11 protein-coding genes are annotated in these 13258 nt (G+C 70.1%); 6 read left to right on the top strand and 5 right to left on the bottom strand.

From position 1 onward, the window contains the following. Positions 1-12: 12 nt before the first annotated feature. From FB559_RS01900 to FB559_RS01885, 4 genes are all read left to right on the top strand, one after another. Complete coding sequence (locus FB559_RS01900) at positions 13-2934, top strand: glycoside hydrolase family 48 protein (RefSeq protein ID WP_141952611.1); 2922 nt, start codon at positions 13-15, stop codon at positions 2932-2934. A 70-nt stretch (positions 2935-3004) separates the two neighbouring features. Further along, on the top strand, positions 3005-3967 hold the full coding sequence (locus FB559_RS01895) for a GH12 family glycosyl hydrolase domain-containing protein (protein WP_141952607.1): 963 nt from the start codon (positions 3005-3007) through the stop codon (positions 3965-3967). Further along, a complete protein-coding gene (locus FB559_RS01890; protein WP_141952605.1) occupies positions 3964-4149 on the top strand; it encodes a hypothetical protein in 186 nt (61 codons plus the stop codon). The genes FB559_RS01895 and FB559_RS01890 overlap by 4 nt, the downstream gene beginning before the upstream one ends. A gap of 111 nt (positions 4150-4260) precedes the next feature. Then, positions 4261-5283 (top strand): lytic polysaccharide monooxygenase auxiliary activity family 9 protein, encoded by a 1023-nt coding sequence (locus FB559_RS01885; RefSeq protein WP_246121300.1) that lies wholly within the window; start codon positions 4261-4263, stop codon positions 5281-5283. A gap of 162 nt (positions 5284-5445) precedes the next feature. On the opposite strand, the gene FB559_RS01880 is transcribed toward FB559_RS01885, so the two are convergent. The 4 genes from FB559_RS01880 to FB559_RS01865 all read right to left on the bottom strand — a co-directional run bounded on the left by FB559_RS01880 (position 5446) and on the right by FB559_RS01865 (position 9680). After that, positions 5446-5865: a DUF6010 family protein gene (locus FB559_RS01880; RefSeq protein ID WP_246121299.1), complete on the bottom strand. Its 420-nt coding sequence runs from the start codon at positions 5863-5865 to the stop codon at positions 5446-5448. Between the two features lie 216 nt (positions 5866-6081). Continuing rightward, the gene (locus FB559_RS01875) at positions 6082-7068 is read right to left on the bottom strand and encodes a hypothetical protein (RefSeq protein WP_141952600.1); all 987 of its coding nucleotides are present in this window, start codon (positions 7066-7068) and stop codon (positions 6082-6084) included. Positions 7069-7089: 21 nt separating this feature from the next. Beyond that, positions 7090-8010: a hypothetical protein gene (locus FB559_RS01870; RefSeq protein ID WP_141952597.1), complete on the bottom strand. Its 921-nt coding sequence runs from the start codon at positions 8008-8010 to the stop codon at positions 7090-7092. A gap of 176 nt (positions 8011-8186) precedes the next feature. Beyond that, a complete protein-coding gene (locus FB559_RS01865) occupies positions 8187-9680 on the bottom strand; it encodes a M48 family metallopeptidase (protein WP_141952595.1) in 1494 nt (497 codons plus the stop codon). Between the two features lie 129 nt (positions 9681-9809). Here FB559_RS01865 and FB559_RS01860 point away from each other — a divergent pair, with 129 nt between their 5' ends. Beyond that, the gene (locus tag FB559_RS01860; RefSeq protein ID WP_141952593.1) at positions 9810-11048 is read left to right on the top strand and encodes a deoxyguanosinetriphosphate triphosphohydrolase; all 1239 of its coding nucleotides are present in this window, start codon (positions 9810-9812) and stop codon (positions 11046-11048) included. A 72-nt stretch (positions 11049-11120) separates the two neighbouring features. After that, positions 11121-12371: an NAD(P)/FAD-dependent oxidoreductase gene (locus FB559_RS01855; protein WP_141952591.1), complete on the top strand. Its 1251-nt coding sequence runs from the start codon at positions 11121-11123 to the stop codon at positions 12369-12371. A gap of 52 nt (positions 12372-12423) precedes the next feature. Here the strand turns inward: FB559_RS01855 and FB559_RS01850 are convergent, their stop codons facing one another. Further along, positions 12424-13212 (bottom strand): NYN domain-containing protein, encoded by a 789-nt coding sequence (locus FB559_RS01850; protein WP_141952589.1) that lies wholly within the window; start codon positions 13210-13212, stop codon positions 12424-12426. Between the last annotated feature and the right edge of the window lie 46 nt (positions 13213-13258).

The following is a 13258-nucleotide window of genomic DNA, read 5'->3' as shown; positions in this document are numbered from 1 at the left end:
GAGAGATGCCCCATGAAAAGACGCCCCCGCTGGCGACCGCTCCTGGTCGCCCTGATGCTCCTCACCGGCACGCTCGTCGCCGGGCAGGGCGCGAACGCCGCCGACGTCCAGTGCAAGGTCGACTACTCGGCCGACGACTGGGGGTCCGGCTTCAACGCGAACCTCACACTCACCAACCTCGGCCCGGCGATCAACGGCTGGACGCTGAAGTACTCCTACGCCGGAAACCAGCGGCTCACCCAGGGCTGGAGTGGCAGCTGGACCCAGTCCGGCAAGGACGTCACCGTCACCAACCTGAGCTGGAACGGCACGATCGCCACCAACGCCACCCTCAGTCTCGGCGCCGGCTTCACCTACAGCGGTACCAACACCGCCCCGTCCGCGTTCACGCTCAACGGCACGACGTGCACCGGTGCCCACCAGGCGCCGACCGTCGCGCTGACCAGCCCGGCCGCGGGTGCGACCTACTCCAGCGGCGCCACGATCCCGCTCGCCGCCACCGCGTCGGCGGCCGACGGCGCCGCCATCAGCAAGGTCGAGTTCTACAGCGACACCACGCTGCTCGGCAGTGACACCAGCGCCCCGTACGCCGCGAGCTGGGCGAACGTCCCGGCCGGTGACTACTCCGTCTACGCCAAGGCCTACGACGGTCAGGGCGCCACGGCCGAGTCCACGCCCGTCGGCGTGCACGTCGCGAGCGGACCGGCGGTCGTCGCGAGCCCGGCGGCGCTCGCGGTCCAGCAGGGCAATACCGGGACGTTCGGCGTCAAGCTGTCCGGCCAGCCGTCCGGCAACGTCACCGTCACGGTCGCGCGGGCGAGCGGCAACACCGGGCTTTCGGTCTCCGGCGGCGGCTCGCTGACCTTCACCACGGCGAACTGGTCCACCGCGCAGAACGTCACGGTCAGCGCCGACGCCTCCGGGACCGGTGCGGCCGAGTTCACGGCGAAGGCCACCGGCTATGACACCGCGACCGTCACGGTGACCGAGACCAAGTCCAACGGGGCGTACGAGGACCGTTTCCTCGCCCTCTACAACAAGATCACCGACCCGGCCAGCGGCTACTTCAGCAAGGAGGGCATCCCGTACCACTCGGTCGAGACGCTGATGGTCGAGGCGCCGGACCAGGGTCACGAGACCACCTCCGAGGCGTACAGCTACCTGATCTGGATGCAGGCGGTGTACGGGAAGGTCACCGGCGACTGGAGCAAGTTCAACGCCGCGTGGGCGCTCATGGAGAAGTACATGATCCCCGCGCACGCGGACCAGCCGACGAACTCCTTCTACAACGCGAGCAAGCCGGCGACGTACGCGCCCGAGCACGATCTGCCCGACCAGTACCCCTCCCAGCTCGACTCCGGGGTGAGCGTCGGCCAGGACCCGATCGCCGCCGAGCTGAAGTCGGCGTACGGCACCGACGACGTCTACGGAATGCACTGGCTCCAGGACGTCGACAACGTCTACGGCTACGGCGACACACCCGGCGGCGGCTGTGAGAACGGGCCGTCGACCAAGGCGCCATCCTTCATCAACAGCTACCAGCGCGGACCGCAGGAGTCGGTCTGGGAGACGATCCCGCAGCCGACCTGCGACAAGTTCGCCTACGGCGGCAAGAACGGTTACCTGGACCTGTTCGTGAAGGATTCGGCGTACGCCAAGCAGTGGAAGTACACCGACGCGCCGGACGCCGACGCACGCGCCATCCAGGCCGCCTACTGGGCCGACACCTGGGCGAAGGCCCAGGGCAAGAGTTCGGACGTGTCCGCGACCGTGGCCAAGGCCGGGAAGATGGGCGACTACCTGCGCTATTCGTTCTTCGACAAGTACTTCAAGAAGATCGGCAACTGCACGAGCCCGAGCTGCCCGGCGGGCACCGGCAAGGACAGCGAGCACTATCTGCTCTCCTGGTACTACGCCTGGGGCGGCGCGACCGACACCAGCGCGGGCTGGGCCTGGCGCATCGGCGACAGCGCGTCCCATTCGGGCTACCAGAACCCGCTCGCGGCGTACGCGCTCGCCAACGACACCGCCATGCAACCGAAGTCGGCCACCGGCGTCGACGACTGGAAGAAGAGCCTGCAGCGGCAGCTGGAGTTCTACCGGTGGCTGCAGTCCTCCGAAGGCGCGATCGCCGGCGGGGCGACCAACAGCTGGGGCGGCGCGTACGGCACTCCGCCGTCCGGGGACTCGACCTTCTACGGCATGGCCTATGACCCGGCTCCGGTCTACCACGACCCGCCGAGCAACCAGTGGTTCGGCTTCCAGGCATGGTCGATGGAGCGCGTCGCGGAGTACTACTACGTCTCCGGCGACACCTCGGCGAAGGCCGTGCTGGACAAGTGGGTGAAGTGGGCGACCGCCAACACCACCCTGAACCCGGACGGGTCCTACCAGATCCCCTCCACGCTGCACTGGAGCGGCCAGCCCGACACCTGGAACGCCAGCAGCCCCGGGACCAACGCCGGCCTGCACGTCACGATCGCCGACTACACGAACGACGTCGGCGTGACCGCGGCCTACGCCAAGACCCTGTCCTACTACGCCGCCAAGTCCGGCGACACCACGGCACGGAGCACCGCCAAGGCCCTGCTTGACGGCATGTGGAGCAACGACCAGGACGGGATCGGCGTCTCGGTGCCGGAGACCAGGACCGACTACAACCGCTTCACCCAGCCCTACAGCACGGCCAACGCCAACCACGACGGCGTGTACGTGCCGCCGGGCTGGACCGGCACGATGCCGAACGGCGACAAGATCGACTCGACCTCGACGTTCCTTTCCATTCGGTCCTGGTACAAGCAGGACCCGAGCTGGTCGAAGGTCCAGGGCTACCTGGACGGTGGGGCGGCTCCCACCTTCACCTACCACCGTTTCTGGGCGCAGTCGGACATCGCGATGGCGATGGCGGCGTACGGCCAGCTCTTCGACCAGTGACAAGCCGGTCCCGGGGGCGCGACGGAGCGCACTGCGTGCCCCCGGGGCCCCACTCCGCACGAGGTGCCGAATGGAATCCTCCCGAAACCGTGTCGCGCTCATCGTCTTGGGAGCGGTGCTGCTGCTGGTCGCGCTCGTGACGGGGACGCGTCCCGTCCACGCGGCCACCCAGCTGTGCGGCGCGACGCAGACCACCGTGGTGAACGGCGGCGAGTACATCGCGCAGAACAACGTGTGGGGCGCCACGACCCCGCAGTGCATCAGCGTGAGCGGCACGTCGTTCACCGTCGACTCCGCCGGTCACGCCAACGCCACCAACGGCGCGCCCGCGTCGTACCCGTCGCTGTTCAAGGGCTGTCACTGGGGTCAGTGCACCTCCGGCAGCGGGCTGCCGGCGCAGGTCGGCGCGATGCCCGCGGTGACGAGCGACTGGAACACCACGCAGCCGGGCTCCGGAGCGTACGACGTGGCGTACGACCTCTGGTACGACACCAGGCCCTCGACCATCACCGACCCGGACGGCGCCGAGGTGATGATCTGGCTGAACAGCCGCGGCGGCGTGCAGCCGGCCGGATCACGCGTCGCGACCGGTGTGCCGCTCGGCGGCGCGACCTGGGACGTCTGGTACACCCGGATGAGCTGGAACTACATCGCCTACGTCCGTACGTCCGGCACGACGGCGGTGAGCGGACTTGACCTGCGCGCGTTCACCCGCGACGCGGTGACCCGCGGCTACATCCAGAACTCCTGGTACTTCATCGACGCCGAGGCCGGGTTCGAGATCTGGCAGGGCGGCGCGGGGCCGGCCACGAACGCGTTCTCGGTCACGGTCGGCGGCGGGGGCGACGGTGGCGGTGGCGGTGGAGGAGGAGGCACCCCGCCGCCGTCGAGCGGCCGGTCCTGTACGGCGGCGCTGCACGTCGACAACGCCTGGTCCGGCGGGTTCGTGGCGACCGTGACGGTGACCGCGACCGGGAGCCCCGCCCCGAGCGGAAGCGCTCACTCATGCGTCCGAGGAGGGCACCACGCATGAAAATCCACCTCCATCGCCGGCTCGGCCGGGCGCTCGCCGCCCTGGCGGCGGTCGTGCTCGGCCTGACGGCCGCGTTCCTCACCCTCGGTACGGCGCGCGGTCGCGGGCCGCACGGTCACCTGCTCCACCCGGCCGGGGCGTTGCCCGGCGCGCCGCTGTCCGGTCACCGGTTCTCCGCGTAGTTCCACCAGCTGATGCAGAACGCCTACCCGCCGCCGTCCTGGCGGCGAACGGGACGGGGGCGTCCTCACGGACGCCCCGTCCGCGCCTACGGCCCGTCGAAAGGAAGAGTCTTGAGAAAGCGATGGACAAGGGCCCTCGCCGGTGTGGCGATGTCGGCCGCGAGCCTCCTCGCCGCGAGCGTGCTGACCGCGCCGCCCGCGGCCGCGCACGGCGCGTTCATGCAGCCGGGCAGCCGTACCTTCCTGTGCTGGGAGGACGGCCTCACCGACTCGGGCCAGATCGTGCCCAAGAACCCGGCCTGCTCGGCCGCGGTGGCGCAGAGCGGGACCAACGCGCTCTACAACTGGTTCGCGGTCCTACGCTCGGACGGCGCCGGCCGTACCCGCGGCTTCATCCAGGACGGGCAGTTGTGCGCCGGTGGCAACCCGAACTACACCGGCTTCGACCTGCCGAGTGCGGACTGGCCCGTCACGCACCTGACGAGCGGGGCGAACTTCGACTTCCGCTACAACAAGTGGGCCGCGCACCCCGGGTCGTTCTCCCTGTACGTGACCAAGGACGGATGGGACCCGTCCAAGCCCCTGACCTGGGACGAGATGGAAACCACGCCGTTCCTCGTCGCCGACCACCCGCCGAGCACCGGACCGGTGGGCAGCGTGGACGGCTACTACTACTGGTCCGGCGACCTGCCCGCGAACAAGACCGGCCGGCACGTCATCTACTCGGTCTGGCAGCGCTCGGACAGCAACGAGACCTTCTACGGCTGCTCCGACGTCGTCTTCGACGGCGGCAACGGTGAGGTCACCGGCATCGGGCAGTCCGGCGATCCGGGCACGTCACCCTGCGAGGCCACCTTCGCGGTCACGAACCAGTGGTCCGGAGGCTTCCAGGCCGAGGTGACCGTGCGCAACCCGGGCACGGCGGCGATGAACGGCTGGACCGTGAGCTGGCTGACGCCGAGCGGCCAGCAGGTCGCCAGCGTGTGGAACGGCACCCTGACCGTCAGCGGAGACCTGGCCGCCGTACGGAACGCCGACTGGAACCGTACGGTCGCCGCCGGAGCGTCGACGACTTTCGGGCTCGTGGCGAACGGCCCGGCGACGGTTCCCACCCTCAGCTGCGTCAGCCCCTAGGCACCCCGCGAAGAGGAGGAACACGGTGTCATCCCTCAACGGCACGACGTGCGACTGACGCGTCCTGGCTGAGTGGTCGCCGGCTCCGCCGTCGGCGGCGGCGGTGTCGCACGTGATCGCCGCCGACGGCTCCGGCGTGTGCCAGGAGCGCATTTCGTGAGGCTATGCGGGCCCGCGTTGCTCGGCCCGTCCGTGCTCGCGCCCGACCCGTGCGCCAGAGGCGGATGCGGGCCGCGACGGGAACCAGGACCTGACGAGGCCGGGCAGCGAGGGACCGCCCCGCAGGCACCAGATGGCGATCACCGGGTCGCAGATCGCGCAGCCGAGCGACGAGTGCGAGGCGAACGGGATGATCGGGGCGCCACGCACAAAGTGCAGGACGTCCCAGGCGGCGTGCAGGAGCCAGGCGACGCCGATCCAGACATAGGAGTCGAGTCCGCGGTACGCGCAGTACGTGATCGCGGCCGTGAAGACGAACTCCCAGGGTCCGAAGCCGCCACCGCTGCTGAGATAGGCGGCGCCGGCGCCCGCGACCATGATCGCGTTGAGCCGCCGCCTCGTGGGCTCCCGAAGCAGGGACATGAGAGATGCGTACAGGAGACCGATCACAACCGGCGCTACGACAATCATGGAACGTGACGCTAACCGCCTGTTCGCGGCCCTAGTAGAGGCCGCGGTGCCAGGTACCAACGGAATATCGCCAACCGGGGCGGCAGGGGAGGACCGGCCATCACGCGTCACTTCTGCGGGCGCGGAGGGCACGAGGCCGATCGTCGCTCGTGGGTGTTCCGTACGGCCCTAGAAACCGGTCCGTGCCACGACGAGTGGGGGCTCGTGCGGGCCGGTCGAGGCCGGTTGGGCGGGGCTCCCGTCGCCACCGCCGTCGGAGGAGTCCGCCCCGTCGGGGAGCGGGCTCTCGCAGTGGGCGTAGCCCTTCCTCATGCCGTCCGCCGCCACCGGCGTGCCGTCCACGGTGACCTGGCAGCCCACCTTCGCGTTCCGGGAGCTCGCTCGTACGCTCAGGCTCGCGTCGGGTGCCCGCGCGCCCGGGGGGACGGCCATCTGGACCGTGCGGACCCACGGCAGGCGTGGTTTCGACAGGAACCCGCCGTGTTTGAAGCCGGTGTAGTCCTCCCACTCGAGAGTCGCGGCCCGCCCGCTACCGACCACCTCGTACTCGATCTTGTGGTCGGTGCCCACGTCCTGGGCGCCGACGTGGGGGAGGCGGCGCAGGACCAGGTTGGACAGCTCGGTCAGGACCTGACGCGGGTCCTTCTCGGTCCTGCCCCTCACTCCGCCGAGCACGATGCCCACGATCAGCGCGCCGCGGCGTAGCCGGATCTCGTGGGGTTCCGGCGTGGGGTCGGTCGAGCCGAGCGCCCGGTCGTACCAGCTCTCGTCGGCGGGCCCCACCAGGTCGTCGGCGAGATCGGAGGTCAGATGGGCTCGGGCCAGGTCGCCCCTGTGCTCCTCCAGACCGGTGGCGAAGACGTACTTGGCGTACTCGGCCGTCGGCGTGAGGGTCAGCGTCAGCTCGTCGTTGGCCCGGTACTGACAGTCCAGAGAGTTGTTCCCGGCGACGGTGCCCCACATGTTCGGCTGCCGTACGTGGCCGAGTCTGGTGTAGTCGGCCTTGGTGAGCAGCCGGCACATGTCGCTGGTGAGCCGCCCGGCCGCGGGCTGCGGCCAGCTGACGGGCGGCTGTTCGCCGCCGGCCCAGCCCCCCACCGGGTCGCAGCCCGCCAGCGCGAGCGCCACCAGGAACGCGAAGACGACGCGTCTCATGAGAAAGCCCCTACCAAGAGATCACTTCGGCGGGGTGTAGGACTGAATGCAACTGGCGAAGGCACCGATTCTCGGTTGCTCTACGACCACCGTCTGGCCGTCCACGGAGATGCTGCAGCCGAGCGCCGCCATCGGGGAGCCGCTCGTCGCGTTCAAGGTGAACATCACCATGGGATTGCCCAGGGTGACCAGCGGCTTCTCCACGTGCCAGGGCAGCTTGACGTTCTTCAGCGTGACGGTCTTCGACGTGGTGGGGTCGTTGTAGATGATCTGCTTGGCGCGGCCCGGGCCGACGACCGAGAACCTCGCCTTCTGCGTCTTGCCCGTGTCGGCCCTGCCGACGGCCGGAATGCGCTGCAGGACCAGGCCGGCGAGGCCGGACAGCAGCACGCGGGGGTCCTGCTCCTTCTTCCCCTTCAGGCCGCTGAGGGTCACGCCGACGATCAGAGATCCGCGGCGCACGCTGATCTGGTACTCGGTGTACTTGGAGCCGGCGGTGCCGAGTGTCCAGTAGTCGAACCAGCTCTGGTCACTGCCCGGGACGACGTTCTCGGCCAGGACCGTGGGACGGCCGTCCTCGGCGAGCTGCTTTTTGTGGTTCCTGAGTCCGGCGTCGTAGGTGAGCTTGGCCGCCTCCGCGGTCGGCTGAAGGTTCAGTGCCAGCTCGTCATTGACCGTGTACAGGCAATCGACGGCGTTGGGCTCGTTGTCGACGCGCTTCTCCGAGACCATCGGGAGCCGCTCATGGCCGTACTTCGCGTAGTCGGCGTCCGTCAGCAGCCCGCACATCTGGGTGGTCAGCTGGCCGTTCACCGGTTGTGGCCAGCCGCCCGGCGGGGGTCCGCCATTCGGTGTGGCGGCGCTGTGCCCGCCCGGCACCTCGGTTTTGCAGCCCGCCAGCGCGAGCACCAGTGCGCAGGCGATCGCCACCCCACGTCTCATGACAAAAGCTCCCCGTGTGATTTATCTCGTAATGACAGGAAATGCATTCCCGGCGGTATCAAACCATGGCGTAAAGCCGCTGGATCGGGAATTCGCGGAACAGGTCCCACGAATTGCGAAACGGCCACCGGGCGTGACTCACCGACTCGAATCCGCTGCCGCACGCCCGGGACGGTTCAGCCGGGGAGTGGTGCCGCGCCGGGAACCGAGGCCGGAGTGATCCCCCAGCGCATCAGCCCGTCGTGCAGGGCGTTCACCTGCCGCGGGTCATCGACCGCGCTCCGTACGAGGGGAGCCAGGTCCACCTCGGCGCCGTCGCGGTCGCGGAGCTTGGCGAGTTCGGACCAGGAGAAGACGTACCGGGCGCGGCCGGCCTGGATGATCAGGCCCTCGAACGCGCGGGCGACCACGCGGGCCACCAGTTCGGGCGTGTCGTCGCCGCGCCAGTTCATCATGCGCAGGCGGGCGCCGAGGTCGCCCGCGCCGCCGCCCGCCAGCACCCGCAGGATCGTGTCGACCGTGGGCCGCCCGGTGTCCGCCAGATGCCCGGCCGCGTTGAACACGTCCTTCATCGCCTCGGAGTTGGAGGCGGACCATAGGCCGCGTTCGACGATCTGCGGCCAGTCCAGGGTCGGCAGCCGCAGGGCCTCCGCGGTGAGCATCGACGCCTGCGTGTGCAGCGCGGCGCGCTGCGGGTCGGCGAGCAGCGCGAGCGCCGGCCGGGGATCCGGGCGTACGGACGGCTCGGGCAGCCGCTCGATGGCGGCGAGCCGCTCGGCCAGGCTCGGGTGCGAGTCGTACGGCGAGCGCTCCTCGGGGGAGTTGACCACCTTGGCCAGCTCGCTCCCCATGCTCGGCTCGTGGAAGAGCGTGTAGAAGCCCGCGAACAGGTCGGCCGGGCGTGCCTTGGCGGGGCCGATCATCTGCATGTGGGTGTTCAGGTAGAAGTCCCACGCCGCCGCGCTCGCGCGTACCTTGCGCAGGGCGTCGCCCATGGGACGACGGCCGGCGATCGTGACGGCGGCGGCGTCCGCCTCCAGCTCCTGCCGGCGGGAGACCGCCTGGGAGACCCGCAGGTAGAGCTTGGCGTAGAGCAGGAACACGGCACGGATGACGGCGTGCTGGCGCAGCCGGTCGATCGTGCGGATCAGCGCCGTACGCCCGCGGTACGTGATGCCGCCGAGGCGCGTGTGCGCACCGCTGTAGTGCCCGAGCTCGTGGCACAGGACCGCGCGCAGCTCGTCGGCGCTGAGGGTCAGCATCAGCGGGATGCCGACGTACATGTGACGCTTGCCGGGGATCAGCCCGAGCAGCCGGGTGTCCTCGCTGACCGCGGCGTTGACCTCGGGCACGAGCCGGATCTCGTCCGGTACGCGCGTCTGGACGCGCGCGGCCAGCTCGGTGACCGTACGCCACAGTTCGGGTTCGTCCCTCGGGGTCACCGGGACGCCGGGCTGGTCGCCGTCCTTACGGCGGCCGACGACGAACACGCCGCGCAGCATCGCGAACACGCCCAGGGTGGCGAACGCGGCCACCTTGAACCCGCCCGCGTGGCCGTACCGGACCGCGTAGTAGTCGAACACGGCGACGCCCGCCGTGAACGCGGCGACGAGGACGTAGAAGCCCGCGAGGAGGACGACGGCCACCGCCGCGCGGAAAGTCGTGATCATGAACGGCCTCGGGTAGCTCGGACGGAGATAGCAGGACCTTAGATCATCAGACGGGCGTATCGGGTTCCCTTTGTTCGGCGCGTATGTCGCGGCGCGGGTGTCATCGGCAGGACGTACGCTCAGAATCCGATGACCGAATACGCCGACCGAGACACCGAGCGCTGGGTCGCCGAGCCGCCGAAGCGGCGCGAGCGCACCCCGTTCGAACGCGACCGCGCCCGCGTGCTGCACAGTTCGGCGCTGCGCCGCCTCGCCGCCAAGACCCAGGTGGTCGATCTCGCCGCGGGCGACCACTACGACCGACTCGGCCAGCACAGCCCACGTACCCGGCTCACGCACTCGCTCGAATGCGCGCAGATCGGACGGGAGCTGGGCAAGGCGTTCGGCTGCGACCCGGACCTCGTCGAGGTCGCCTGCCTGTCGCACGACCTCGGGCACCCGCCGTTCGGGCACAACGGAGAGGCGGCGCTGGACGAGGTCGCGGCGGAGTGCGGCGGGTTCGAGGGCAACGCGCAGAGCCTGCGGCTGCTGACCCGGCTGGAGGCCAAGTCGTTCGCGGCCGACGGCCACAGCGCCGGCCTCAACCTGACCCGTGCCGTCCTCGACGCCGCCATGAAGTACCCCTGGCCGAGGGGGAGCGGCGGGCCCAAGTTCGGCGTCTACTCCGATGACCGGCCGGTCTTCGCGTGGGTACGCGACGGAGCGCCCGGCGAGCGGCTCTGCTTCGAGGCGCAGGTCATGGACTGGTCCGACGACGTCGCGTACTCCGTGCACGACCTCGAGGACGGGCTGCACGCCGGGCACATCCGCCTCGACGCGCTGGCCGACCCCGCCGAGCGCCGCGACGTGTGCGCGGTCACCGCCTCGCTCTACTGCGACGCACCGGCCGCCGAGCTGGAGGAGCGGTTCGGCGCGCTGCTGGCGGAGCCGTACTGGCCGAGGCGCTATGACGGGACGCTACGGACGCTGGCCGCGCTGAAAAACCTCACCAGCGAACTGATCGGCCGCTTCTGCCGCGCCGCCGAGGAGGCCACGCACGCGGTGTACGGCGCGGCGCCCCTCAGCAGGTACGCCGCCGACCTCGTCGTGCCGCGCGCCCAGCGGCTCGAATGCGCGCTGCTCAAGGGCATCGCCGCGCGCTATGTCATGCGGCGCGAGGGCCGCAAGACGGCACAGGCGCGGGAGCGGGAGGTCGTGTCCGAACTCGCCGCCGCCCTCATGGCGAGCGCACCGGACCTGCTCACCCCGGTCTTCCGCGCCTTCTACCTGGATGCCACCGACGACGCGGCCCGGTTGCGCGTGATCGTCGACCAGCTGGCGTCGCTCACGGACACCGCCGCCCTGGCCTGGCACGCCGAACTCGCCTGAGCTTCGGGCGGGATCATCGGGTTGAGCCTCGCGGCGCCGGACATACTGGTGGGACCCGACGTGGAGGTGCCCATGCCCGAGGAGATTCCTGAGGAGACTTTCGTCATCGTCGGCGCGAGCCTGGCGGGGGCGAAGGCGGCCCAGAAGCTGCGTGAGGAGGGGTTCGCCGGGCGCGTCGTGCTGATCGGCGACGAGGCGCGCCGGCCGTACGAACGGCCGCCCCTGACCAAGGAGTTCCTCACCGGCAAGGATCCCCTCGACAAGGCGTACGTGCACGAGGAGTCCTGGTACGCCGACAACGACGTCGAGCTGCGGCTCGGCACCGCGGTGACGCGGATCGACCGGGCCAGGCGCGAGGTCCATCTCGCCGACGGCGAGCGGGTCGGCTACGCGCGCCTCCTCCTCACGACCGGTGCCTCGGCGCGCCGCCTCGACGTTCCGGGCGCGGAGCAGGACCACGTGCACCACATCCGTACGGCGGACGACTCCGAACGGCTGCGGTCCGCACTCGTCGCCGGCGACCGGAGGGTCGTCGTGGTGGGCGCCGGCTGGATCGGGCTCGAGACGGCCGCCGCGGCGCGCGGGTACGGCAATGACGTGCACGTCGTCGAACCGGAGCCCACGCCGCTGCACCGCGTACTCGGCCCCGAGCTCGGCGAGGTGTTCGCGAGCGTGCACCGGCGGCAGGGCGTGGACTTCACACTCGGCGACGGCGTCGCCGAGATCTCCGCGACGGCCGTGGTCACCTCGTCCGGCGCGTCCCTGCCCGCCGACCTCGTCATCGTCGGCATCGGCGCGGTGCCCAACACCCGGCTCGCCGAGGAGGCGGGACTGGGGGTCGACAACGGCGTGCTCGTTGACCAGGCGCTGTGCACGTCCGACCCGGAGATCTTCGCCGCCGGCGACGTCGCGAACATCCAGAACCCCCTGCTGGGCCGCCGGATCCGCGTCGAACACTGGGCGAACGCCCTGAACGGCGGCCCAGACGCGGCCCGCTCCATGCTCGGCCGCGACGTCGTCTACGACCGGGTGCCCTACTTCTACACCGACCAGTTCGAGCTCGGCATGGAGGCCTCGGGCGACTGGGCCGGCGACTACGACGACGTGGTCTACCGCGGCAAGGATCCTTCGGCGTACGTCTCCGGTGAATCCGACGACCTGGAGTTCATCGCCTTCTGGCTCTCCGGCGGACGGGTCGTCGGCGGGATGAACGTCAATGTCTGGGACGTCACGGACGACATCCAGGCGCTGATCCGCTCCGGCAAGCCGGTGGACAGGGACCGCCTCGCCGACCCGGGCGTACCCCTCTCCTCGCTCATCTAGATCTCGCCTCGGCCTGATGCGCGACTGACGGGCGGAGGCAAGCGGCCTCGGGTCAAGAGACCGAGGCCGCCTTGGGCTTTTTGTCCTGGCGCTTGTCGCGGGCGTAGATGACCCCCGCCTTTCCGTCGCCAGGGCTGCGCCGGTCCAGCTCGAACAGCGTCGTCGCGGCCATGAGGTCGCTGAGCTTGGTGTAGCCGTAGTTGCGGGAGTCGAAGTCCGGGCGCTGCTTGGTGATGATGTGGCCGACGTTCGCGAGGGCGGCCCAGCCGTCGTCGTCGGAGGCGGCCTCCACGGCGTTGCGCAGCTGGCTCACCAGCGCGGTGTCGCCCTTGAGCTTCGCGCCGGAGGCGCGTGGCGTCGGGTTCGGCACCTCGCCGGGGGGTGCCGCCGCGCTCTGGGCGTAGGTGAGGTTCTCGATGTAGATGAACTTGTCGCACGCCGCGACGAACGGCTTGGGGGTCTTGCGTTCGCCGAACCCGTACACGGTGAGGCCGGATTCGCGGATTCGCGCGGCCAGGCGGGTGAAGTCGCTGTCGCTGGAGACGATGCAGAATCCGTCGAAGCGCTCGGAGTACAGCAGGTCCATCGCGTCGATGACCATCGCCGCGTCGGTCGCGTTCTTTCCGCTGGTGTAGGCGAACTGCTGGATCGGCTGGATCGACTGGGCGAGCAACTGGTCCTTCCAGCCTCTCAGGCTGGTGCCGGTCCAGTCGCCATACGCACGCTTGACGTGGGCGGTGCCGTACTTGGCGACCTCGGCCAGCAGCCCCTCGGTGATCGCAGGCTGTGCGTTGTCCGCGTCGATGAGCACCGCGAGCTTGGCGGTGTTTTCGCTGACCATGTGCTCTTCCTGCCACTGAGGGAGGGGAATGGGACCGCGAACCAGT

Origin of the sequence: Actinoallomurus bryophytorum (assembly GCF_006716425.1) — a bacterium.
Taxonomy (GTDB): Bacteria; Actinomycetota; Actinomycetes; order Streptosporangiales; family Streptosporangiaceae; genus Actinoallomurus; species Actinoallomurus bryophytorum.
The sequence above is the reverse complement of the archived record's forward strand: the minus strand, read 5'-3'. Positions and strand labels throughout refer to the sequence as shown.